Source organism: Pseudomonas sp. GM78 (assembly GCF_000282475.1).
Classification (GTDB): Bacteria; Pseudomonadota; Gammaproteobacteria; order Pseudomonadales; family Pseudomonadaceae; genus Aquipseudomonas.
In genome coordinates, this window is record NZ_AKJF01000074.1 from 31,406 (window position 1) to 54,030 (window position 22,625).

Annotated in this window: 24 protein-coding genes and 1 pseudogene; 5 read left to right on the forward strand and 20 right to left on the reverse strand. The window is 61.0% G+C overall.

The window, feature by feature from the left end; genetic code table 11:
* Positions 1 to 22: 22 nt before the first annotated feature.
* Both PMI35_RS20180 and PMI35_RS20175 read left to right on the forward strand, forming a co-directional pair.
* Positions 23 to 982, forward strand: a complete 960-nt coding sequence (locus PMI35_RS20180; RefSeq protein WP_008058080.1) for an amino acid ABC transporter permease — start codon at positions 23 to 25, stop codon at positions 980 to 982.
* Positions 975 to 1,709 (forward strand): amino acid ABC transporter ATP-binding protein, encoded by a 735-nt coding sequence (locus tag PMI35_RS20175; protein WP_008058081.1) that lies wholly within the window; start codon positions 975 to 977, stop codon positions 1,707 to 1,709. Before PMI35_RS20180 ends, PMI35_RS20175 begins: the two co-directional genes overlap by 8 nt.
* A gap of 143 nt (positions 1,710 to 1,852) precedes the next feature.
* Here the strand turns inward: PMI35_RS20175 and PMI35_RS35870 are convergent, their stop codons facing one another.
* The 11 genes and pseudogenes from PMI35_RS35870 to ubiE all read right to left on the reverse strand — a co-directional run bounded on the left by PMI35_RS35870 (position 1,853) and on the right by ubiE (position 9,903).
* On the reverse strand, positions 1,853 to 2,716 hold the full coding sequence (locus PMI35_RS35870) for a methyl-accepting chemotaxis protein (protein WP_442967302.1): 864 nt from the start codon (positions 2,714 to 2,716) through the stop codon (positions 1,853 to 1,855).
* Positions 2,708 to 3,769 (reverse strand): annotated as a pseudogene (locus tag PMI35_RS35875) (methyl-accepting chemotaxis protein); the annotation flags it as partial. The pseudogene PMI35_RS35875 and the gene PMI35_RS35870, both read right to left, overlap by 9 nt.
* A gap of 103 nt (positions 3,770 to 3,872) precedes the next feature.
* Positions 3,873 to 4,580: a 16S rRNA (uracil(1498)-N(3))-methyltransferase gene (locus PMI35_RS20165; protein ID WP_008058090.1), complete on the reverse strand. Its 708-nt coding sequence runs from the start codon at positions 4,578 to 4,580 to the stop codon at positions 3,873 to 3,875.
* A complete protein-coding gene (gene tatC, locus PMI35_RS20160) occupies positions 4,577 to 5,371 on the reverse strand; it encodes a twin-arginine translocase subunit TatC (protein WP_008058092.1) in 795 nt (264 codons plus the stop codon). Before tatC ends, PMI35_RS20165 begins: the two co-directional genes overlap by 4 nt.
* Positions 5,368 to 5,793 carry a Sec-independent protein translocase protein TatB gene (gene tatB, locus PMI35_RS20155; protein WP_008058094.1) on the reverse strand — a complete coding sequence of 142 codons (426 nt, stop codon included), beginning with the start codon at positions 5,791 to 5,793 and terminating at the stop codon, positions 5,368 to 5,370. The genes tatC and tatB overlap by 4 nt, the downstream gene beginning before the upstream one ends.
* Positions 5,794 to 5,803: 10 nt before the next feature.
* Complete coding sequence (locus PMI35_RS20150; protein ID WP_008058096.1) at positions 5,804 to 6,076, reverse strand: twin-arginine translocase TatA/TatE family subunit; 273 nt, start codon at positions 6,074 to 6,076, stop codon at positions 5,804 to 5,806.
* Positions 6,077 to 6,101: 25 nt separating this feature from the next.
* On the reverse strand, positions 6,102 to 6,434 hold the full coding sequence (locus PMI35_RS20145) for a phosphoribosyl-ATP diphosphatase (protein WP_007899279.1): 333 nt from the start codon (positions 6,432 to 6,434) through the stop codon (positions 6,102 to 6,104).
* Positions 6,427 to 6,828: a phosphoribosyl-AMP cyclohydrolase gene (hisI, locus tag PMI35_RS20140; protein WP_008058098.1), complete on the reverse strand. Its 402-nt coding sequence runs from the start codon at positions 6,826 to 6,828 to the stop codon at positions 6,427 to 6,429. Before hisI ends, PMI35_RS20145 begins: the two co-directional genes overlap by 8 nt.
* An 80-nt stretch (positions 6,829 to 6,908) precedes the next feature.
* A complete protein-coding gene (ubiB, locus tag PMI35_RS20135) occupies positions 6,909 to 8,513 on the reverse strand; it encodes a ubiquinone biosynthesis regulatory protein kinase UbiB (RefSeq protein ID WP_008058100.1) in 1,605 nt (534 codons plus the stop codon).
* Positions 8,510 to 9,133 (reverse strand): ubiquinone biosynthesis accessory factor UbiJ, encoded by a 624-nt coding sequence (locus PMI35_RS20130; RefSeq protein WP_008058101.1) that lies wholly within the window; start codon positions 9,131 to 9,133, stop codon positions 8,510 to 8,512. The genes ubiB and PMI35_RS20130 overlap by 4 nt, the downstream gene beginning before the upstream one ends.
* A complete protein-coding gene (ubiE, locus tag PMI35_RS20125; protein WP_007989286.1) occupies positions 9,133 to 9,903 on the reverse strand; it encodes a bifunctional demethylmenaquinone methyltransferase/2-methoxy-6-polyprenyl-1,4-benzoquinol methylase UbiE in 771 nt (256 codons plus the stop codon). Before ubiE ends, PMI35_RS20130 begins: the two co-directional genes overlap by 1 nt.
* Before the next feature lie 155 nt (positions 9,904 to 10,058).
* Between ubiE and PMI35_RS20120 the strand changes: the two genes are divergently transcribed.
* The 3 genes from PMI35_RS20120 to PMI35_RS20110 all read left to right on the forward strand — a co-directional run bounded on the left by PMI35_RS20120 (position 10,059) and on the right by PMI35_RS20110 (position 11,857).
* Positions 10,059 to 10,334 carry a polyhydroxyalkanoic acid system family protein gene (locus PMI35_RS20120; RefSeq protein WP_008058103.1) on the forward strand — a complete coding sequence of 92 codons (276 nt, stop codon included), beginning with the start codon at positions 10,059 to 10,061 and terminating at the stop codon, positions 10,332 to 10,334.
* 244 nt (positions 10,335 to 10,578) lie between these two features.
* Entirely contained in the window at positions 10,579 to 11,001 is a 423-nt protein-coding gene (locus PMI35_RS20115; protein WP_008058105.1) for a phasin family protein, read from the forward strand.
* A 10-nt stretch (positions 11,002 to 11,011) separates the two neighbouring features.
* Complete coding sequence (locus tag PMI35_RS20110) at positions 11,012 to 11,857, forward strand: phasin family protein (RefSeq protein WP_008058107.1); 846 nt, start codon at positions 11,012 to 11,014, stop codon at positions 11,855 to 11,857.
* 70 nt (positions 11,858 to 11,927) lie between these two features.
* Here the strand turns inward: PMI35_RS20110 and PMI35_RS20105 are convergent, their stop codons facing one another.
* The 9 genes from PMI35_RS20105 to argS form a co-directional block, all read right to left on the reverse strand.
* Positions 11,928 to 12,545, reverse strand: coding sequence for a TetR/AcrR family transcriptional regulator (locus PMI35_RS20105; RefSeq protein WP_008058109.1), 618 nt, complete (start codon positions 12,543 to 12,545; stop codon positions 11,928 to 11,930).
* A gap of 57 nt (positions 12,546 to 12,602) precedes the next feature.
* Entirely contained in the window at positions 12,603 to 14,285 is a 1,683-nt protein-coding gene (gene phaC / locus PMI35_RS20100) for a class II poly(R)-hydroxyalkanoic acid synthase (RefSeq protein ID WP_008058111.1), read from the reverse strand.
* A 128-nt stretch (positions 14,286 to 14,413) separates the two neighbouring features.
* On the reverse strand, positions 14,414 to 15,268 hold the full coding sequence (gene phaZ, locus PMI35_RS20095) for a poly(3-hydroxyalkanoate) depolymerase (RefSeq protein WP_008058112.1): 855 nt from the start codon (positions 15,266 to 15,268) through the stop codon (positions 14,414 to 14,416).
* A gap of 156 nt (positions 15,269 to 15,424) precedes the next feature.
* Positions 15,425 to 17,104 carry a class II poly(R)-hydroxyalkanoic acid synthase gene (gene phaC / locus PMI35_RS20090; protein ID WP_008058114.1) on the reverse strand — a complete coding sequence of 560 codons (1,680 nt, stop codon included), beginning with the start codon at positions 17,102 to 17,104 and terminating at the stop codon, positions 15,425 to 15,427.
* Positions 17,105 to 17,361: 257 nt separating this feature from the next.
* The gene (locus PMI35_RS20085) at positions 17,362 to 17,739 is read right to left on the reverse strand and encodes a gamma-butyrobetaine hydroxylase-like domain-containing protein (RefSeq protein ID WP_008058116.1); all 378 of its coding nucleotides are present in this window, start codon (positions 17,737 to 17,739) and stop codon (positions 17,362 to 17,364) included.
* 117 nt (positions 17,740 to 17,856) lie between these two features.
* Positions 17,857 to 19,194, reverse strand: coding sequence for an HslU--HslV peptidase ATPase subunit (gene hslU, locus PMI35_RS20080; protein ID WP_008058117.1), 1,338 nt, complete (start codon positions 19,192 to 19,194; stop codon positions 17,857 to 17,859).
* 55 nt (positions 19,195 to 19,249) lie between these two features.
* Positions 19,250 to 19,780: an ATP-dependent protease subunit HslV gene (gene hslV, locus PMI35_RS20075; protein WP_007975582.1), complete on the reverse strand. Its 531-nt coding sequence runs from the start codon at positions 19,778 to 19,780 to the stop codon at positions 19,250 to 19,252.
* A gap of 233 nt (positions 19,781 to 20,013) precedes the next feature.
* A complete protein-coding gene (locus tag PMI35_RS20070) occupies positions 20,014 to 20,724 on the reverse strand; it encodes an SPOR domain-containing protein (protein WP_008058118.1) in 711 nt (236 codons plus the stop codon).
* A 1-nt stretch (position 20,725) separates the two neighbouring features.
* Positions 20,726 to 22,462 carry an arginine--tRNA ligase gene (argS, locus tag PMI35_RS20065; RefSeq protein ID WP_008058119.1) on the reverse strand — a complete coding sequence of 579 codons (1,737 nt, stop codon included), beginning with the start codon at positions 22,460 to 22,462 and terminating at the stop codon, positions 20,726 to 20,728.
* Positions 22,463 to 22,625 lie beyond the last annotated feature (163 nt).

Consider the following 22,625-nt stretch of genomic DNA (forward strand, 5'->3'; position numbering starts at 1 on the left):
AACACAAATCCCGGAACCTGTAATGAAACAGAAAAAAGCCCAATGGCCCTGGCACGTGCTGACCGTGCTGGTGCTGATCGGCCTGGCCGGCGCGTTGTATTACGCCACCTCGCTGATGTCCTACGAATGGCGCTGGAACCGCGTACCGCAGTACTTCGCCTACCACGCCGAAGAGTCCCAGCGCGCCGCCGACATCTCTACCGTCAGCGAATTGGTGCGCAAGGGCGACAAGGCTGAAGTCACCCTGCGCAATGACGCCGGCGACGAGCAACACCTGACTGTCGATGACAACAGCCTGCAAGTCGCCCAAGGCGATGACGTGGCCGAAGGCGATGTGATTGGCGTCACCCGTCACTGGGCCGCCGGCCCACTGTTGTGGGGGCTGTGGACCACGCTGTGGCTGTCGGTGGTGTCTGGCGTGCTCGGCCTGTTGATCGGCCTGGCGACAGGCCTGTGCCGGCTGTCGAACAACCCGACCCTGCGCGACCTCTCGACCATCTACGTCGAGCTGGTGCGCGGTACGCCGCTGCTGGTACAGATCTTCATTTTCTACTTCTTTATCGGCACGGTGATGAACCTGTCCCGGGAATTCGCCGGGATCGCGGCGCTGTCGCTGTTCACCGGCGCCTACGTGGCGGAAATCATCCGCTCCGGCGTGCAGTCGATTGCCCGTGGCCAGAACGAAGCCGCGCGCTCCCTGGGCTTGAGCGCGGGGCAGTCGATGCGTCATGTGGTGTTGCCGCAGGCGTTCAAACGCGTACTGCCACCCCTGGCCGGGCAGTTCATCAGCCTGGTGAAAGACACGTCGCTGGTGTCGGTGATCGCGATTACCGAACTGCTCAAAAGCGGTCGCGAAGTCATCACCACCTCGTTCTCGCCGTTCGAAATCCTGTTCTGCGTCGCCGGCCTGTACCTGTTGATCAACCTGCCGCTGTCGAAAATCGCCAGTCGGCTTGAGCGGAGGCTCGCGCAAAGTGATTGAAGTCCGCGATCTGGTAAAAGTCTACGACACCCGCGGCCAGGTGGTGCGTGCGGTGGATAACGTCAGCACCAACGTTGCCAAGGGCGAAGTGCTGGTAGTGATCGGTCCGTCCGGTTCCGGCAAGTCGACCTTCCTGCGCTGCCTCAATGGCCTTGAAGAGTTCGACTCGGGCTCGGTGAGTATCGATGGCCTGCAACTGGCGGACCCGAAAACCGACGTGAACGCCTATCGCCGCGAAGTCGGCATGGTGTTCCAGCACTTCAACCTGTTCCCGCACATGACCGTGCTGGAAAACCTCTGCCTGGCGCAGAAAGTCGTGCGCAAGCGCGGCAAGAAGGAGCGCGAGGCCAAGGCCCTGGCGCTGCTGGAAAAGGTCGGTATTGCGCAGAAGGCCAATGAGTTTCCGTCGCGCCTGTCCGGCGGTCAGCAACAGCGCGTGGCCATTGCCCGGGCGTTGGCGATGGAGCCGAAGGTCATGCTGTTCGATGAACCGACTTCGGCGCTGGACCCGGAAATGGTCGGGGAAGTGCTGGATGTGATGAAAAACCTGGCCGTGGAGGGCATGACCATGGTCTGCGTCACCCATGAAATGGGCTTTGCCCGGGAAGTGGCGGATCGGGTGTTGTTTTTCGATCACGGGAAATTGCTGGAAGACGCTTCGCCAGCGGAGTTCTTCGATGCGCCGAAGGATCCGCGGGCGCAGGCGTTCCTCCGCCAGGTCCTCTAAAAGCAGCGGCCTTGGGGGCCGCTAATCGCTAGCAGGCTAGCTCCCACAGTGGATTTGTGGTGTTCACACCAATCCCTGTGGGAGCCAGCCTGCTGGCGATTGCATCACCTCGGTCCCAAGCGAACCTGGGACCTCGCATCACCTCAAACCCTGAACTTGCCCACCAGCATCTGCAAATGCGTCCCCAGCCGCGCCAGCTCGATGCTGGATGCCGCCGTCTCTTCACTCGCAGCCGACGTCTGGTCCGACACATCGCGCACGTTCAGCACGCTACGGTTGATCTCTTCGGCGACGGCGCTCTGCTGTTCTGCAGCGGCGGCAATCTGCTGGTTCATCGCCTGGATCGCCGACACCGTGCGGGTGATGTTCTCCAGTGAGCCGCCGGCGCGACGGGTCAGCTCCACGCTGCTGTCGGTCAGGGCGCGACTGTTGTCCATGATGCTTGCCACTTGCTGCGTGCCGTTTTGCAGGCCGACGATCAGCTCTTCGATCTCTTCGGTGGACTTCTGGGTGCGCTGCGCCAGGCTGCGCACTTCATCGGCGACCACCGCGAAACCACGTCCGGCTTCACCGGCACGGGCGGCCTCAATGGCCGCGTTGAGCGCCAGCAGGTTGGTTTGCTGGGCGACGGACTTGATCACGTCGAGCACGCTGCCGATCTTGTCGCTTTCGCGCTTGAGCTCGCCCATGGCCTCGGTGGAGTGACTCACTTCCAGGGCCAGGCGCTCGATCTGCGCGATGGCTTCGCCGACCACCTTGTCACCTTCGCGGGCCTGTTGATCGGCGGCGACGGCGGCTTCGGAGGCTTCCTCGGCGTTGCGCGCGACTTCCTGCACCGTAGCCGTCATTTCATTCATGGCGGTGGCCACCTGGTCGGTCTCGACCTTCTGGTTGGTCACGCCGGCGCTGGTTTGTTCGGTAACGGCGGACAGTTCCTCGGCGGCGCTGGCGATTTGCGTAACGCCGTCGCTGATGCCGCCAATCAGTTCACGCAGGCCCTGGGTCATGCTCTGGATGGCCCGTTGCAGCTGGCCTAGTTCGTCCTGGCGCTTGGAGAGCAGGTTGTGGGTCAGGTCGCCAGCGGCGATGCGCTCGGCCGCCTTGAGGGTCTGGTTCAGCGGAATCACGATCTGCCGGGTGATGGCCCAGGCGGCAAACAGGCCAAAGACCAGGGCCAGGACGGTGGCCAGCAACAGCATGTTCTTGGCGTGCGCCACGTCGGTATCGCGCACCAGGGTTTGCGAAACGGTGAGCTTCTGGCTGACCTGGAGCAGGATTTCCCCTTGGGCGGCCATGTGTTTGAACGCTTCGGCGCTGGCGGTCTGGGAATCACGGTACTGGCTCACCGCGGCGCGGTAGGCTTTGAGCGAGTCGGTTGCTTGCTGCAGGTTACCGAGGTGTTGTTCCGGCAGCTTCGCCGGCAGGCTTTGCAGGTATTTCAGGGCGTTGTCGATGGCATCCAGCGCCGGCTGCTCGGCCTCGGCTTTACCGCTGTAGGTGTAGCCTCGCACCTGGAAGCGCGCTTGCTGGATCAGTTTGCTCAGGTCGATCACGCTGTTGAACTGCGCCACGCTGTCGCCTTGCAGCATGGATTGTTCGACTTCAGCGACTTTGGCCACGGCATTGTCGGCGGTGGCGCCCAGTTTGCTGCGGGCGTCTTCGCGGCTGGCGCTGATTTGGGTCATGGACGCGAAGGCTTGCTTGTATTGGCTGACGGCGGCCAATTGCTGGTCGACCATGGCCACGTCGGCGGGTTGCTCGATCATCCGGCGAGCCGCTTGCAGGTTGGAGTCGAGCTTGCCCAGCAAATCATTCACGGCACCGGGGCCTTGTTCGCCGCGGCGCATTTCGTAGTCCAGGCGGGCGATGCGCAGGTCTTTGGTCATCCCGTTGATATCGGAAATGAACCCCAGCGTATCACCGCGACGGGTAACGTCGCTCAGGCCGGTCCAGCCGGTGAAGGTGATCAGCATCGTCAGCAGCAGCACAAGACCGAAGCCGACGCCCAGCTTGCGGTTTACGCTTACGTTCCCCAGTTTATCGGCTAGCGATTGGTACATGCTGCAGCTCCCTTGGACCACACATTGGTTTCATGGGAGGTGTATCGGCTGCAGGTCGGCAATCTATAGGCGCTATCTGACAAGCGGGTAGGCGCTGCGTTTTTTAGAAAAGGCGTGCCAGCAGCGCGGTAACGGCGGTTTCCACGCGCAGGATGCGCTCGCCCAGCTGCACCGGTTGCAGGCCGGATTTGCCCAGCAAGTCGATCTCATAGGGGATCCAGCCACCTTCCGGGCCTATGGCCAGGGTCACAGGCTCGGTCAGGGCGCGGGGGCAGGGCGGGTACTGGCCCGGATGGCCAACCAGGCCGAGGGTACCTTCGGTGATGGCAGGCAGGCGATCCTCGACGAACGGCTTGAAGCGTTTCTCGATCACGACTTGCGGCAGCACGCTGTCCCTGGCCTGTTCGAGGCCCAGGATCAATTGCTCGCGAATGGCCTCGGGCTCCAGGAACGGGGTCTGCCAGAAGCTCTTTTCGACGCGATAGCTGTTTACCAGCACGACCCGTGGCACACCCATGGCCGCGACGGTCTGGAACACCCTGCGCAGCATCTTGGGCCGCGGCAGGGCCAGGACCAGGGTCAGCGGCAGCTTGGCGGGCGGAGGCTGGTCGAGGGTGACGCGCAGTTCCGCCTCGTTGGCGTCCAGGCGCAGGACCTCGGCCGAGCCCATCAGGCCGCCGATGCGGCCGACCCGCATGCTGTCGCCGACCTCACAGCGATGGACTTCCTGCATGTGGGTCAACCGCCGATCGCGCAGCACAACCCGGTCGGCCGCAATGAAGTCGGCCTCTTCAAGGAGCAGCAGGTTCACGGTTGGGTCGCTGGCGGCTGGTCGTTGTTATCGTCGGCAGGCTGGTCGTCCGGATGCTCGCCGCGTTTGCTGATCAGGCTGCCAAACAGGATGCCGATTTCAAACAGCAGCCACATCGGTACCGCCAACAGGGTCTGCGAGAAGATGTCCGGCGGGGTCAGGATCATGCCGACCACGAAGCAGCCGATGATCACGTACGGGCGGATTTTCTTCAGGTACTTGACGTCGACCACGCCGATCCACACCAGCAGCACCACGGCCACCGGGATTTCGAACGCCACGCCGAAGGCGAAGAACAGCGTCATGACGAAATCGAGGTAGCTGGTGATGTCGGTCATCATTTCCACACCGGCCGGGGTGGCGGCGGCGAAGAATTTGAAGATCAGCGGGAACACCAGGAAATAGGCGAATGCCATGCCGGCGTAGAACAGTACGATGCTCGAGCACAGCAGGGGAACGGCGATGCGCTTCTCGTGCTTATACAGGCCTGGCGCGATGAAGCCCCAGATCTGGTGCAGGATCACCGGGATCGCCAGGAACAGCGACACCATCATGGTCAGCTTCAGTGGCGTCAGGAACGGCGACGACACATCCGTGGCAATCATCGTCGCGCCGGCTGGCAGGTAGGCGCGCAGCGGGGTCGAGACGAAGGTGTAGATCTGCTGGGTAAAGGCGAACAGCCCGGCAAAGATGATGAAGATCGCCGCTACACAGCGCAGCAGGCGGGTACGCAACTCGGTGAGGTGCGAAACCAGCGGCATGTGCTGGTCGTTTTCAGGAAGATCGCTCATGGGGCTCGCGGCGGCAGTGTTGGGTCATGAGGGGCCGACGCAACGGGCGCAGCCGCAGGTGTAACGGGGGTGGCCGGCGTCGCTGCGACAGGTGCAGCTGCGACAGGCGCAGGTTCAACGACAGGCGCATCAATCGTCTGCGCCGCCACAGGCTCGACAGGTGTCGGTTGCTGTTGGGTCGGCGAGAAGATCTTGCGGGCCTCCTGCTCAAGCGACAGGATGTGCTCGTTGTGCAGTTGCCGACGAATCTCGTCGGCACCGATTTCACGTTCAACTTCCTGTTTGATTGCATTGAAGCTGCGCTTGAGGCGCCCGACCCACAGGCCGGCGGTGCGCGCAGCGCCCGGCAGGCGCTCGGGGCCCAGCACCAGCAGGGCGACGAGGCCAACGAGCAGCAGTTCAGAGAAGCTGATACCAAACATTAGTCAGTGCTCACGAGTCTTTGCGGATCGGCTCTTCGACTTTCTGCGCCTGCACGTCAATGGTGTGCGGCTGGTTCACAGAGGCCTGTGGCTGAACCGGTGGCACCGGTTGGGCCGGAGTCGCTGTCGGATCGGCCGGTTTTTCGTCGTCGTTCATGGCCTTGCGAAAGCCCTTGATCGACTCGCCGACGTCGGTGCCGAGGTTTTTCAGTTTCTTGGTGCCGAATACCAGTACGACGACAACCAGGATGACGACCCAGTGTTTCCAGTCAAAAATGCCCATGCTGCTGCTCCTCTCTAATAGTTATTCAGGCGGACGGGCGCGAGGCTTTCTCAGCGTGTCCGGACAGACCGAAGCGACGGTCCAGTTCATCGAGTACAGCCTGGGGATGCTGCCCCAATTGGGCGAGCATGACCATGCTGTGGAACCACAAATCGGCGGTTTCGTAGATCACATCGCTGCAGTCGCCGCTGATGGCGGCGTCCTTGGCGGCAATGATGGTCTCGACCGACTCTTCGCCGACTTTTTCCAGAATCTTGTTCAAGCCCTTGTGGTACAGGCTGGCGACGTACGAGCTGTCGGCGGCGGCGCCTTTGCGCTCTTCCAGCACCTGGGCCAGACGGGTCAACGTGTCACTCATGTTTGTGTCCTGCGGAGTAGATGGCGTGCGGATCTTTCAGGACCGGGTCGACAGTCGTCCAGTCACCGTTCTCGAAAACACGGTAGAAGCAGCTCTGGCGGCCGGTATGGCAGGCGATGTCGCCGACTTGCTCGACCATCAGGATGATCACGTCGGCGTCGCAGTCCAGGCGCATCTCATGCAGCTTCTGCACGTGGCCGGATTCCTCGCCCTTGCGCCACAGCTTGCCACGCGAGCGCGACCAGTAGATGGCGCGGTTCTCGGCAGCCGTCAGTTCCAGTGCTTCGCGGTTCATCCAGGCCATCATCAGGACGCGCCCGGTCTTGTGGTCCTGGGCAATCGCCGGCACCAGGCCGTCGGCATCCCACTTGATCTCGTCCAGCCAGTTGTTCATCTTCGACTCCGACAGCGAGCCCGACACATCATTAGTCAGGCTCAACGTTGAAACAGTGTGCCAGTGCGCAGCACAACTGGCTATCGGCGAACGACCAGATACAAGCCGACCGCCATCATGATGCCCGCCGGCCAGTAGGCCAGATCGTTCAATGGCCCGCCCGCGGCGAGGATCGCGCCACCGGCCAGATGGGCCGTACCGAGCAGGCGCAGGAACCAGTCATCACGGCGACGGTGCCACGGCGGTGGCGGATCGCTGGCGTGGGGCTGGGACAGGCGTTCAAGCAGGTCACGGGTCATGTTGGCCAGGTGCGGGATCTGTTCGATCTGGCTCTGCACGTTGCCAAACAAGGCTTTGGGACTGACGCGCTCACGCATCCAGCGTTCGAGGAAGGGCTGCGCGGTGTTCCACAGGTCGAGGTCCGGGTACAGCTGACGGCCCAGGCCTTCGATGTTCAACAGGGTTTTCTGCAGGAGGACAAGCTGCGGCTGTACTTCCATGTTGAAGCGCCGGGCTGTCTGGAACAGGCGCATCAGCACCTGGCCGAAGGAAATATCTTTTAACGGTTTTTCGAAGATCGGCTCGCACACAGTACGGATCGCCGCTTCGAATTCGTTGAGTTTGGTTTCCGCTGGCACCCAGCCCGAATCGATGTGCAGCTGTGCCACACGCCGGTAATCACGCTTGAAGAAGGCGAACAGGTTGCGCGCCAGGTAATCCTGGTCCTCGGGGGTGAGGCTGCCGACGATGCCGCAGTCGATCGCGATGTACTGCGGGCTCCACGGCTGCACGGTGCTGACGAAGATGTTGCCGGGGTGCATGTCGGCATGAAAGAAGCTGTCGCGGAACACCTGGGTGAAGAAGATCTCCACGCCGCGTTCGGCGAGTATTTTCATGTCGGTGCGCTGGTCGGCCAAGGTCGCGAGGTCGGTGACCTGGATGCCGTAGATGCGCTCCATCACCAGCACTTTCGGCCGGCACCAGTCCCAGTAGACTTGTGGCACGTACAGCAGCGGCGAGCCGTCGAAGTTGCGCTTCAACTGGCTGGCGTTGGCCGCCTCGCGCAGCAGGTCGAGTTCGTCGTAGATGGTTTTTTCGTAGTCCTGGACCACGTCCACCGGATGCAGCAGGCGCGCATCGGCCGAGAGTTTTTCGGCGGCGCGGGCGAGGATGAACAGCCACGCCAGATCCTGGGCGATGATTGGCTTGAGACCCGGGCGGATCACCTTTACGACCACTTCTTCGCCGGTCTTCAACTGCGCGGCATGCACCTGCGCCACCGACGCCGAGGCCAGCGGCTCGACGTCGAAGCGGCTGAACACTTCGCTGATTTTCTTGCCGAGCTGCTCTTCGATCAGCTTGACCGACACTTGCGAGTCGAACGGCGGCACGCGGTCCTGCAACATCATCAGCTCATCGGCGATGTCTTCGGGCAGAAGGTCGCGGCGGGTGGAAAGGATCTGCCCGAACTTGATGAAAATCGGCCCCAGGTCCTGCAACGCCAGGCGCAATCGTGCGCCGCGGCTCAAGTCCAGGGTCTTGCGCGGGAACCAGCGCCACGGCAAGGCGTAACGCAGCACCAGCAGGAACCAGGGCAGCGGCAGGGCGAACAGCAGGTCATCGAGGCGGTAGCGGATCACGACGCGCTGGATGCGCAACAGACGGCGGACGGCAAGCAGCTTCATGCGTTATCGCTTGGGTCGAGGGATCGGGAAAGGCGCTCGAAACGCGCCTCGAGACGTTCCAGATCGAGTTTGATCTGGTCCAGTTCACTGAATCGGGCTTCGGCTTCGCGCTGACCGACGAGGGTGCGTGATTCTTCGGCCAGGTATTCGCCCAGGTTCTGGCCGAGGCTGGCGAACCCTTGCTGATACCAGCGGGCGCGGCTGCGCAGGTGACCGCCGACCAGTTGCGTGGTGACGGGGCCGAGCCAGCGTGAGAGTTCGTACTCCCAGTCCAGCTCGAGGTCCTGGAGGATCGCCGCCAGTTCCAGCAGCACCCCGCTGTCGCCGTCGAGCTCGACTTCAGGTGCGTGCAGCACCGCCGTCTTGTCCTTGCTCATCGCCAGCTTCAGCAGGCTGGAGGCTGGTGCACGCAAGGTGCAGTCGGCGCCGGTTTCCCAATGGGAAGCGAGCATCAGGCCTTCATCGCTGGGCATGATGAACACTTGCAACGCCGGACTGCGGCAATCGACGGCAATCACCTTGCCAGCCAAATGCGCCAGCCGCGGCAGCGCCGTGCTGTCGAGACGAAGCACCCGGTTCAGGCCAAGCTCAACGCTGGCGAGCACGCCGGCGAGCAGCATCAGGGCTTGATGCCACGGTGCAGGGCGACGATGCCTGCGGTCATGTTGTGATAGGTCACGCGGTCGAAACCGGCCTCGACCATCATCGACTTCAGGGTTTCCTGGTTCGGGTGCATGCGGATCGATTCGGCCAGGTAGCGGTAGCTTTCCGAGTCGTTGGTGATCAGCTTGCCCATCAATGGCATGAAGGCGAACGAGTAGGCGTCGTAGGCTTTGGACATCAGCGCGTTGGTCGGCTTGGAGAACTCCAGTACCAGCAGGCGACCACCAGGCTTGAGCACGCGCAGCATGGAGCGCAGGGCGTCTTCCTTGTGCGTCACGTTGCGCAGGCCGAAGGCGATGGTCACGCAGTCGAAATGGTTGTCCGGGAACGGTAGTTTTTCCGCATCGGCCTGGACAAATTCGACGTTGCCGGCCACACCCAGGTCCAGCAGGCGGTCACGGCCAACCTTGAGCATGGATTCGTTGATGTCGGCCAGGACTACCTGACCGGTCGGGCCAACGAGGTGGGAGAACTTGCGGGTCAGATCGCCCGTGCCACCAGCAATGTCCAGCACCCGGTTGCCGGTGCGCACACCCGACAATTCGATCGCAAAACGCTTCCACAGACGGTGCATGCCGCCCGACAGGAGGTCGTTCATCAGGTCGTACTTGGCGGCTACCGAGTGGAAAACCTCAGCGACTTTTTCCGCTTTCTGGCTTTCCGGAACGTTTTTGAAGCCGAAGTGAGTGGTGGGTTCGGCATCGCTGCCTTTGCGCTGATCAGTCATATCGCTGTCACCAAAAGAGAATGCGCGACATTCTAATCCCCAAGGGATGCTTTGTCTTGGCAAGGCTGCAGGTAAGATGGATCACCCTCGGGACGTTTTGCCGCAGCAGCGGTCAAGATTCAATGAACAAGCATTCATAAAGCAGGAGTCATTCAATGGCCCATTTTAGTGTTGAGCGTGCCCACGGCCTGGGTAAGGAAGCGGCCCGCGAGAAGGCCGACAAGCTGGCGCAAAAACTTTCCGATCAATATGGCCTGGAGCCGCAGTGGTCCGGTGACACCCTGAACCTCAAGCGCTCCGGTGTGAAAGGCGCGGTGCATGTCACTGACGACTCGATCAAGGTCGATGTGGAGTTGGGCCTGATGATGTCGGCCATGAGCGGCATGATCAAAGCGGAAATCGAAAAGGCGTTGGATAAAGCGCTCGTCTGATTCCCGAGTCGAACCACATCCCCTGTGGGAGCCAGCCTGCTGGCGATGGCGGTGCATCAGTCAACTTTGATGTTGATGGATAAATTGCTATCGCCAGCAGGCTGGCTCCCACATTTGTTTTGTAGTGAGGCCAATGAATCATGTCGGTTGTTAGGGTGCCGTTTCTAATTTTTCTCCCTACTTTGTGCCAGAGCCCGACACTTTCGCGGGCAGTTCCTCAAACCTTCTGCGCGTGAGGTGCACCATGGCAAAAGTTATTTTGAAGAAAAAAATCGACGCATCGACGACCGCTCTGCATGACGTCAAATCGTATGCCCGCAAGATCTGGCTGGCGGGCCTGGGTGCCTACACCAAGGTAGGCCAAGAGGGTAGCGAGTACTTTCAAGAGTTGATCAAGGCTGGGCAAGCAGTTGAAACCAAAGGCAAAAAAGTAGTTGCCGAGAAGCTTGAAGCGGCCAATGCCGAGATCGATGAAGCCAAGACCGAAGTGAGCACTTTCAAAGGCAAGGTCGAACTGCAACTCGACAAAGTCGAGAGAGCGTTCGACACGCGTGTCGCAAGTACCTTGAATCGTATCGGCATTCCGTCTAAACATGACGTTGAGGCACTCTCTGCCAAGCTCGATGAGCTCACGGCACTGCTCGAACGCGTCGAGCGTAAATCTTAAGGAGAACGGGATGGCTGGTAAAAAGAATACTGACAAAGAAGGCAGCTCGTGGATCGGGAAAGTCGAAGACTACTCCCGCAAAATCTGGCTGGCTGGTTTGGGCGTGTACTCGAAGATCGACACTGACGGCAGCAAACTCTTCGACTCACTGGTCAAGGACGGCGAGAAAGCCGAGAAGCTCACCAAGAGCGCTGTTGGCAAGACTGTCGACGCCGCCAAGGACTCCGCTTCGTCGGCCAAGTCGCGCATCAGTGGCGTGAAAGATCGTGCACTGGGCAAGTGGGATGAGCTCGAAGGTGCTTTCGACAAGCGCCTGAACAGCGCCATTTCGCGCCTGGGCGTGCCGAGCCGCAATGAAGTCAAGGCGCTGCACAGCAAGGTCGATACCCTGACCAAGCAAATCGAAAAACTCACCGGTGCCAAGGTTGCGCCTGTTGCGGCGAAAACCGCGGCAGCTAAACCGGCCGCCAAAACCGCAGCCAAGCCATTGGCCAAACCTGCTGCTAAAGCAGCTGCCAAACCGGCTGCAAAAACTGCCGCTGCCAAGCCAGCCGCTGCCAAACCAGCGGCAAAACCGGCAGCTGCTAAAACCGCCGCCAAGCCTGCAGCGAAAACCGCTGCCGCCAAACCGGCTGCCAAGCCAGCGGCAAAACCTGCTGCTGCGAAAAAACCGGCAGTGAAAAAACCGGCAGCTCCAAAAGCTGCCGCCGCGAAACCAGCAGAGGCTCCAGTCAAACCGGCAACCCCGGTTGCTTCGGCAGCTCCGGCCAGCACTGCGAACTCCGCTGCCGCGCCGACCCCTGCTGTAACCCAGACTGCCGCGCCAGCTCCATCGACGCCAACCAGTCAGTCCTGATCGTTCGGGGCTCTAAAAAAACGCCCGGCCTGCCAAGGTCGGGCGTTTTTGTTTTAGGCCTGAAAAGATCTTAATGCTCTTCCAGGTACTGCAGCGCCATTTGTTCAGTCGCCGCTTTGATCGGCGGCAACAGGTGCGGCGCCACCAGCATCATGATCTGGTAGACCACCAAGCGCACTTCGCCTGCGCGACCGAGTATGCGCTGATAGTCCAGTGAGAACAGCAGCGTCAGGGTGATCTGCTCAACCAGTTGCCCCAGCGCCTGGGTGTCGCTCACGAGTTGCCCCAGGGCCTTCAATCGGGCCAGCAGCGACGCCAGTGTGCGCTTGAGCGCATTGAGCAGGTTGCGAATACCCTTGGCCAGTTTCGGCAGGCGCCCGGCCAGGTTCGACAGGTCCTGGAACAGAAAGCGATAGTGGGACAGGCGTTCGACGATCAGGTGCAGGAACAGCCAGTAATCCTCAGGGGCCAGCTCGACGTCGGCCGGTGGATCGAGCAACGGGGCCAGTTCGGCCTGGAAACGTTCGAACAGGCCGAGAATCAGCGGTTCCTTGCCGTGGAAGTGGTAGTACAGATTGCCCGGGCTGATGCCCATTTCGTTGGCAACTTCCATGGTGGAAACATTCGGTTCGCCCTTCTCATTGAACAACTGCAGGGCACATTCGAGGATCCGTTCGCGGGTTTTCATCCAGTCTTCTTATGATCGAGTCATGCCACGGCCGGTAGAGACCGTGGTCGTTGAACATCAGCGCACGCGCACGTAAGTCCCGGGCGCCGCCTCCATCGGTGGAAAATCCTGATTGCCGAGGGACATATGCGTTTCTTTTTTTGCGCCCGAGCGTTCCTGAATCCAGCCCAGCCATTGCGTCCACCAGCTGCCTTCGACGGGCTTGGCGTCGTAGTACCAGGCCCTGGGGTCGCCGCTCAGTTTTGCGCCTTCGAGGTAGTTGGCTTTCGGATTGTTCGGCGGGTTGAGAATGCTCTGCACATGACCGCTGTTGGACAGGACGAAGCGGCGCTCGCCACCGAGCAGCAGGGTCGAGCGATACACCGCGTCCCACGGCGTGATGTGGTCGTTGATGCCGGCCACGCTGAAGCTGTCGACGGTGACCTTCTGCAGGTCGATCGCGGTGCCACAGACTTCCAGGCCACCGGGATGGCTCAGCGGGTTGTGCTTGAAGAAGTCCAGCAAGTCGCCATGCAGGGCGGCCGGCAGGCGTGTGTTGTCGTTGTTCCAGTAGAGAATGTCGAACGCTGGCGGCTCCTTGCCCATCAGGTAGTTGTTGACGAAGTAGCTCCAGATCAAATCGTTGGGGCGCATCCAGGCAAAGACCTTGGCCATGTCGCGCCCGTCCAGCACACCTTTCTGATAGGAGCGGCGCTTGGCGGCTTCCAGCGTCTGTTCGTCGGCGAAAAGCGTGGCCGGGCTGTCCAGTTGGCTGTCGAGCAGGCTCACCAGATACGTCGCGCTGGAAACACGGCGCAGCTGGCGCTTGGCTTGCAGGTGACCCTGCAGGGCGGCAATGGTCAGCCCGCCGGCGCAGGCACCCATCAGGTTGACTTCGCGGGCGCCGGTGATCGCCCGGCAGACATTCATCGCTTCTTCTACCGCTTCAACGTAGGTCGACAGGCCCCATTCGCGGTGGCGTATATCCGGATTGCGCCAACTGATGACGAAGGTTTGCAGGCCGTTCTTGAGCGCGAACTGGACGAAGCTGTTGTGGGAGCTGAGGTCGAAAATGTAGTACTTGTTGATTTGTGGCGGCACCACCAGCAGCGGTTTGGAATACTGCTTTTCGCTCATCGGCTTGTACTGGATCAGCTCCAGCAGTTCGTTGCGAAACACCACGGCGCCGGTAGTGGTGGCGACGGTCTTGCCGACCTCGAATGCGTGCTTGGTGACTTGCCGGGGCAAGCCGTCGTTGTGCAGGAGGTCGTCGACCAGGTGGCCGATCCCGCGCACCAGGCTGTTGCCGCCGGAGTTGAAGATTTCCTTGATCGCCAGCGGATTGAGCAGGCTGTTGGACGGCGACACGGCATCGTTGAGCAGGGCGAACGCGAAGTGCGCGCGAGCGCGGTCATCGGGGTTCATGTTGCTTTCGTCGATCCAGCTTTTGACCTGCTTCTGCCAGCTCAGGTAGGCCTGCAGGCTGCGACGATAAAAGGGGTTGAGACTCCACGCCGGGTCGTCGAAACGCCGGTCCTGCGGGTTGGTGGGATGCAGGGTGTCGCCCAGCAGCACGCGACCCAGTTGACCACCCAGTTTCAAGGCGTGCCGCGCGGTATGCACGGGGTGGCGCAGGCCATGGGCGGCAACACTGCGCAAAGTCGAAACCAGATCCCGGCCGCGCAGGCCGGTAATCGCACTTTGTGCATTGATGAACTTGGCGGGAGTGGGTAGTGACTCCCTCGCAGGTTTATCGCGCATGACTCAACACTCCTTCGTCTTCAGGCCAAATACAAAACACCGAACCAGAACACCATAGACGCTGTAACGGGTTGTTGCGCGGTGCGATGTCCCGCTGCCCCCTCTTTGCCATACAAAAAATGGGCCGGTCAGCCACCAAATGGCGCCGGATGCGGGTGCATCACCGCACGCTGGCGCTCCTCCTCAAGGAACTTCATGATGATCGGTGCCACCGCTTCGGCCCGGGTAATCAGGAACAGATGGCCGTCATCGATGATGTGCAACTGGGCATTGGGAATCCGCCAGGCCAGCAAGCGCATGTTGACCAGCGGGATCAAGGGATCGTCGTCACCGGCCAGGACCAGGGTCGGCTGGTTGATCTTGTGCAGCCAGTGAATGCTGGTCCAGCCGAGGCCGGCGAACAGTTGCCAGTAGTAACCGAGCTTGCCTGCCGAACGGACCTTTGCCGCATGGCTCGCGGCCAGCGTTGGGTCGCGACGGAACGCGCCGCCGTAGATCATCGGGGCAATGCGGATCACATGGGAGGGCTGGATGTAACGTCGTGGGCTGGCCATCATCCACAAGACTTTCGGCTTGCCCGGCACCATCACCGCACCCGCTGCCGTTGCTGCCAGGACAAGCTTTTTGCAACGCTCTGGATAGTCATAGGCGAATTGCTGTGCAAGGGCGCCACCCCAGGACACGCCTATCACATTGACTTGCCCGTAATCGAGGTAGTCGAGCATGCGTGCCGTGAGTTTGGCCAGGCTTGGAAATCGATACGGAAGATTCGGCGTGGACGAACCGCCGACACCGGGGACGTCGAAGGCGATGACTTCCAGGTCCGGGTCCAGCGCTGCGACAAACGGAAACACCAGCTCCAGGTTGGCGCCGATGCCGTTGAAAATCAGCAGTGGCGTCAAGTGAGGCTTGCCGGGGCGCACCGCCGTGCGGAGGGTCTGGCCATCCAGGTCGACGGTGCGGAATATGAACGGTTGCGGCATGCTTCTGGCCCTGTGGGTTAATTCATCCCTGAACCCTTGTAGGAGCGAGCCTGCTCGCGAAAAACGCCAAGGCAACGAGTTAAGCCAGACAGTGCGCGTAATCGTTGACGTCCATCGCGAGCATGCTCGCTCCTGCAGTGGAGCGGGGTGTGTCAGTTACCGTTCGTGCACGTACGTGCCTGGCGCCGCTTCACCCGGCGGATAGGCCTTGTTGCCCAGTTTTGCCGGGGCCTTTTTCAGCTCGCCCGAGCGTTGGGCCTGCCAGGCCTGCCAGTGCAGCCACCAGGAATCGGTGTGCTTGGTGGCGTTCTGTTGCCATTCATCGGCATTGTTCGCCACTTCGGTGCTGGTCATGTAACGGGATTTCGGATTGCCCGGCGGGTTCAGGATGCTCTGGATATGTCCGCTGCTCGACAGCACGAACTCAACGTTGCCGCCAAACAGCTGCGCTGACTTGTAGCAGGACTTCCACGGGGTGATGTGGTCGTTGGTGCCGGCCAGGGAGAAAATGTCGGCCGTCACTTGCTTGAGGTCAATGGCGGTGCCGCACACTTCCAGTGCATTCGGGCGAATCAGTGGGTTGTTTTTGAACAGCTCGATCAGATCGCCGTGGAACGCCGCGGGCAACCGGGTGGTGTCGTTGTTCCAGAACAGGATATCGAACACCGGCGGTTCGTTGCCCAGCAGGTAATTGTTGACCCAGTAGTTCCAGATCAGGTCGTTGGGGCGCATCCAGGCGAAGACCTTCGCCATGTCGCGGCCTTCCAGTACGCCGGCCTGGTACGAGTGGCGCTTGGCGGCTTCGAGGGTCTGTTCATTGACGAAGAGGGCGACGTCGCTTTCGAGGGTGGTATCGAGCACGCTCACCAGCAAGGTCAGGGCGTTGACCTTGTTCTCGCCGATCGCCGCGTAATGGCCCAGCAGCGCGGTGCAAGTGATGCCGCCGGAGCAGGCTCCGAGCATGTTCACGTCTTTGCTGCCGGTGATCGCGGTGACGACATCAACCGCTTCCTTGAGGGCTTCGATGTAGGTCGACAGGCCCCACTCGCGCTGTTCCTTGGTCGGGTTGCGCCAGCTGACAATGAAGGTCTGCACGTTGTTGCGCAGGCAGAACCGCGCCAGGCTCTTGTCCGGGCTCAGGTCGAAAACGTAGAACTTGTTGATCTGTGGCGGCACCACCAGCAGCGGGCGTTCGTGCACCTGCTCGGTGGTCGGCTTGTACTGGATCAGTTCCAGCACATCGTTGCGAAACACCACCGCGCCTTCGGTCACGCCCAGGCTCTTGCCGACCTCGAACGCGCCCATGTTGACCTGGCTCGGCATGCCGCCGTTGTGTACCAGATCCTTGGCCAGGTGCGAGAGGCCGTCAAGCAGGCTCTTGCCGCCGGTTTCGAAAAAGCGTTTGACCGCCGCCGGGTTGGCCGCGGTATTGGTCGGCGCCATGGCTTCGGTCATGAGGTTGATCACGAAGTGCCCGCGTGCCACATCGCTGGGGCCGAGGTTGCTTTCGTCGATCCAGGCGTGGAGTTCCTTGCGCCACGCCAGGTAGGTTTGCAAATAGCGTTTGTAGAGCGGGTTCTGGCTCCAGGCCGGATCGGCGAAGCGACGGTCATCGCTGGTCGGTTGCAGCCCGGATTTACCAAACAGCACGTTCTTGAGTTCAAGACCAAAGTGCGCGACATGTTTGACGCTATGCACCGGTTGCTTGATGGCCTGCCTAAGCACCATTCGAGCAGAAGCCAGTAGATCCTTTCCACGCAGCCCAACGACAGGATTGAGCCCCAGGGTGTTTTCCGAGGCTTGATACTTCAACTCATCGTTACTCTTGTTACTCATCTACGACGCTCCATTGCCCTGAGACGAGTACCTTGGTCCCACTGTGTAGTCACACAGCCAATGCCAGGTACTACGCTCGGGTGACCGTTAATTCTGCATCACTGCTTTTCAGTTCAGAGAGCACTGCAGGGAACTTGCCAGCTCCATTGGTTACCCGAGTTTAATTTTTTTCGCAAGCGGGCCAAGCGTCGACCCTAAAGCCGAGCATTCAAACAGATGGAATTAGAAAATGCCCTCTAAAGAGCAAGAGGTGCGGGCTAGAGCATTAGCTTGACGACAGATTCGTTCGGGTCGCGGGTTTTTCCTGCGGCCTTGAGCTCGGCAAGATAATCGTCCCAGAGTGCGTCATGACGCCGCCCCAGTTCGTAGAGGTATTCCCAGGTGAACAGGCCGCTGTCGTGGCCATCGTCGAAGGTCAGCTTCAGTGCGTACTGACCGGCTGGTTCTATCTTGCTCAGTCCTACGTTGATCTTGCCAAATTGCAGGATGGGTTTGCCGTGGCCCTGGACCTCGGCGGAGGGAGAGTGCACGCGCAGGAACTCGGCGGGCAGGGTGTATTCCTCGCCGGACGCGTATTTGAGCGTCAGGGTTTTCGAGGCTTTGTGCAGCTTGATGTCGGTGGGGAGTTGGGTCATGACCGGATGTCCGTTTGTATGCATGGTCTGACCCTTGTAGGAGCACGGCTTGCCGGCGATGGCGATCTCAGGTGCGCCATCGCCGGCAAGCCGTGCTCCTACAAGGAATCACATGACCTACAGGATATAACGGGACAGGTCTTCGTTCTGCGCCAATTCGCCCAGGTGGCCGTTGACGTAGTCGGCGTCGATCTGGATCACCTTGTCGTCATGGACGCTGGCCAGGTCGCCGGCGCTGAAAGACACTTCTTCGAGCAGGCGTTCAAGCAAGGTGTGCAGGCGACGGGCACCGATGTTTTCGGTTTTCTCGTTGACCTGCCAGGCGATCTCGGCAATGCGCTTGATGCCGCTCGGCAGGAACTCGATGCCCAGGCCTTCGGTTTTCAGCAGCGCGCAATATTGCTCGGTGAGCGAAGCGTGGGGCTCGCTGAGGATACGCTCGAAATCTTCCGGGCTCAGGGCCTTGAGTTCGACACGGATCGGCAGACGACCTTGCAGCTCGGGCACCAGGTCGCTTGGCTTGCTCAGGTGGAAAGCACCGGAGGCGATGAACAGGATGTGGTCGGTCTTGACCATGCCCAGCTTGGTGTTGACGGTGCAGCCTTCGATCAGCGGCAGCAAGTCGCGCTGCACGCCTTCGCGGGACACATCGACGCCGCCGGAGTTACCACGCTTGGCGACCTTGTCGATTTCGTCGATGAACACGATGCCATGCTGCTCGACCGCTTCCAGGGCCTTGGCCTTCAACTCTTCATCGTTGACCAGGCGGCTGGCTTCTTCGTCGCGCACCAGCTTCAGCGCTTCCTTGACCTTGAGCTTGCGGGCTTTCTTCTTGCCCTTGCCCATGTTGGCAAACAGGCTTTGCAGCTGGTTGGTCATTTCTTCCATGCCCGGTGGCGCGGAGATGTCGACGCCGGCCATTTCGGCGACTTCGATTTCGATCTCCTTGTCATCCAGCTGGCCTTCGCGCAGGCGCTTGCGGAACAGCTGGCGGGTGTTGGAGTCCTGGGTCGGGGCATCGTCGCTGCTGAAGCCCATGCGTGCCGGTGGCAGCAGGGCGTCGAGGATGCGCTCTTCCGCAGCGTCTTCGGCGCGGTGGCGTACCTTGACGATTTCCTGTTCGCGCAGCAGCTTGATCGCGGCATCGGCGAGGTCGCGAATGATCGATTCGACGTCACGGCCGACGTAGCCGACTTCGGTGAACTTGGTGGCTTCGACCTTGATGAAAGGCGCGTTGGCCAGTTTGGCCAGGCGACGGGCGATCTCGGTTTTACCGACACCGGTCGGGCCGATCATCAGGATGTTCTTGGGCGTTACTTCAACACGCAGCTCTTCAGGCAGCTGCATGCGGCGCCAGCGGTTGCGCAGGGCAATGGCGACGGCGCGCTTGGCATCGTCCTGGCCGATGATATGGCGATTGAGTTCGTGGACGATTTCACGGGGAGTCATGGACATAATATTCAAAGGACCTCAAGCAAGAATGAGCCGTGGCACGGGGGCCGAATCAGGCTTACTCGGCGCAGTCCTGCTCCTCAATGGTCTGGGTGTGGTTGGTGAATACGCAGATGTCGCCGGCAATGCCGAGGGCGGTTTCGACGATTTCCCGGGCCGACAGGTCGGTTTTTTTCAGCAGTGCGCTGGCCGCGGCTTGTGCATAGGCGCCGCCGGAGCCCATGGCGATCAGGCCGTCTTCTGGCTCGACCACGTCACCGTTGCCGGTGATGATCAGCGAGGCGTCCTTGTTGGCAACGGCGAGCATGGCTTCGAGACGGCTCAGGGAACGGTCGGTACGCCATTCCTTAGCGAGCTCGACAGCTGCGCGTACCAGGTGACCCTGATGCTTTTCAAGTTGGCCTTCGAAGCGTTCGAAGAGGGTAAAGGCGTCAGCGGTGGCACCGGCAAAACCGGCAATGACCTGGCCGTGGTACAGGCGACGAACTTTTTTCGCGTTGCCTTTCATCACGGTATTGCCAAGGGAAACCTGGCCGTCGCCGCCCATGACGACTTTGCCGTGGCGGCGAACTGAAACGATGGTGGTCAAGGGAAGAGTCTCCACGCTGCGGGGCGAAAATGCCGTATGCCCATTCATATGGGGGTGGTGGAGTGGATTTCAACTGTAGGACGGGAGAGGGGACGAGCGGTGTGAGTCAAACGCGGATATGTGGTGTTGGACATGACGCCATCGCCAGCAGGCTGGCTCCCACAGGGATCTGCGCCAACCCTGTGGGAGCCAGCCTGCTGGCGATGAACGATGGCGCGGTGGTTCTGAAGGGGTCAGCGGTTCTGGCGTTGTTGTAACAACAGATTGCTGAAGCCGGCACCGGCCAGTTGTTTCTGTGCCGTGGTCAACTGCTCACGGTTACTGAACGGCCCCACTAACACCCGATACCAGGTCTCGTCCTTCACCGTACCCGATTCAACCGCCACCGCCTGGCCCAGCAGAATGATCTGCGCCCGCACCTTGTCCGCGTCAGCCTCCTTGCGGAACGATCCGGCCTGCAGGAAGAACTTGGTCACCGGTGCGGCCTTGGCCACCGGTGGCGCTGGCGGCGGCGTAATGCCGGCCAGGGCTGCCTGGGCGCGGGCGGTATCGATCTTCGCCGCTTCCGCCGGGGTAACCGGCGTAGTCGGAATGGCCGGCACTTGTGGTGTCGGCAGGGTTTTTTCCGGCACCGCATCCGGCGGCACGATGACCTCCGATTCCGGCAGCAGGGTGTAGAAGTCGTACTTCGGCTTCACCGGTTGCGTCGGGCTCGGCGGGGTCTTGTTGGCCTCGGCGATCTTGGTGGCTTTCTGTTGCTGCTCGACTTTCTCGCGCTTGACCGTGTCGCTGCCCTTGCCCGGCTCCAGCTTCATCAGGAATACGATGAAGGCACCGACCGTCAGGCCGATGGCCATCCACAGCCAACCCGGAATCGGTTGCTTCGCTGGAGCTTGGTAACGGCTGGCGCCACGCTTGGGTGCAGGTTTTTTCTTGGCAGCCAACTTACATACGCTCCAGAGTTTCCAGGCCCAAAAGTTCCAGGCCTTGCTTGAGAGTGCGACCGGTCAGCGCGGCGAGGCGCAGGCGGCTCTGCATTTGTTCCGGGGTGTCGGCGGCGAGGATCGGGCAGTTCTCGTAGAAGCTGGAGAACAGGCCGGCGACGTCGTACAGGTAGGTGCAGAGGATGTGCGGCGTGCCTTTCTCGGACACGTTGTTCAGCACTTCGCCGAACTGCGCGAGTTTCGCCGCCAGCTCGTGCTCGTGCGCTGCTTCGAGAACGATCTGACCCTCTACTTCGCTGAAGTCCTTGCCGAGTTTGCGGAATACGCCAGCCACGCGGGTGTAGGCGTACAGCAGGTACGGCGCGGTGTTGCCTTCGAAGTTCAGCATCAGGTCGAAGTTGAAGCTGTAGTCGCTGGTGCGGTGCTTGGACAGGTCGGCGTATTTCACCGCGCCAATACCCACCACCTTGGCGATGTTGCGCAGCTCGGCTTCGGCCAGCTCAGGGTTCTTGTCCTTGACCAGGGTGTAGGCGCGTTCCTGGGCTTCGGTCAGCAGGTCGATCAGTTTCACGGTGCCGCCATCACGGGTCTTGAACGGACGACCGTCAGCGCCGTTCATGGTGCCGAAGCCCATGTGTTCCATTTCCATCGGGTGCGTCACGAAGCCGGCCTTGCGGGCGACGGCGAACACTTGCTGGAAGTGCAGGGCCTGACGCTGGTCGACGAAGTACAGGGCGCGATCGGCCTTGAGCTTGCCGCTGCGGTAGCGCACGGCGGCCAGGTCGGTGGTGGCGTAGAGGTAGCCGCCGTCGGCCTTGACGATGATCACCGGCAGCGGGTCGCCGTCGGCGTTCTTGAACTCGTCGAGGAACACGCACTGGGCGCCGTTGCTCTCGACCAGCATGCCGGCAGCCTTCAGGTCGTTGACCACATTGATCAGGTCGTCGTTGTAGGCGCTTTCGCCCATCACGTCGGCCATGGTCAGTTTGACGTTCAGCAGCTCGTAGATCTTCTGGCAGTGGGACAGCGAGATGTCCTTGAACTTGGTCCACAACGCCAGGCAATCGGGATCGCCAGCCTGCAGCTTGACCACCAGGCCGCGGGCGCGGTCGGCGAACTCTTCGGATTCGTCAAAGCGGCCCTTGGCGGCGCGGTAAAAGTTTTCCAGGTCTGACAGCTCGTCGCTGGTGATCGGGTTTTCCTGCAGGTAAGCCATCAGCATGCCGAACTGGGTGCCCCAGTCGCCGACGTGGTTCTGCCGGATCACTTCGTCACCGAGGAATTCGAGCACGCGGGCTACGCCGTCGCCAATGATGGTCGAGCGCAAGTGGCCGACGTGCATCTCTTTGGCCAGGTTCGGTGCTGACAGGTCGACCACGGTGCGCTGTACCGGGCCGGCCTTGCGCACGCCGATGTGTTCATCGGCCAAGGCGGCGTCCAGGCGTGTAGCCAGGGCCTGGGTGTTCTGGAAGAAGTTCAGGAAGCCAGGGCCGGCGATTTCGGTCTTGGAGACGTTTTCGTCAGCCGGCAGGGCCGCGATGATTTTTTCCGCCAGGTCGCGTGGCTTCATGCCCGCAGGCTTGGCCAGCATCATGGCGATGTTGCTGGCGAAGTCGCCGTTCTTCTTGTCGCGCGAGTTTTCAACCTGGATCGCCGGCGACAGGCCTTCAGGCAACACACCTTCGTTGACGAGTTGGGTGATGGCTTGTTGGATCAGCTGGCGAATGGTGTCTTTCATGGTCTTCTCTTTCGACCGCAGGCGCGGCGGCGCATCAATGCGCTGGTGGAAAAACTGGGCATTATCCGTTGCCGAGGCGGCCTTGCCAACTATAGCGGGCAGGTTATGGATATGCGGTGACTATACGGGCCTCTTCGCGAGCAGGCTCGCTCCCACATTGGAA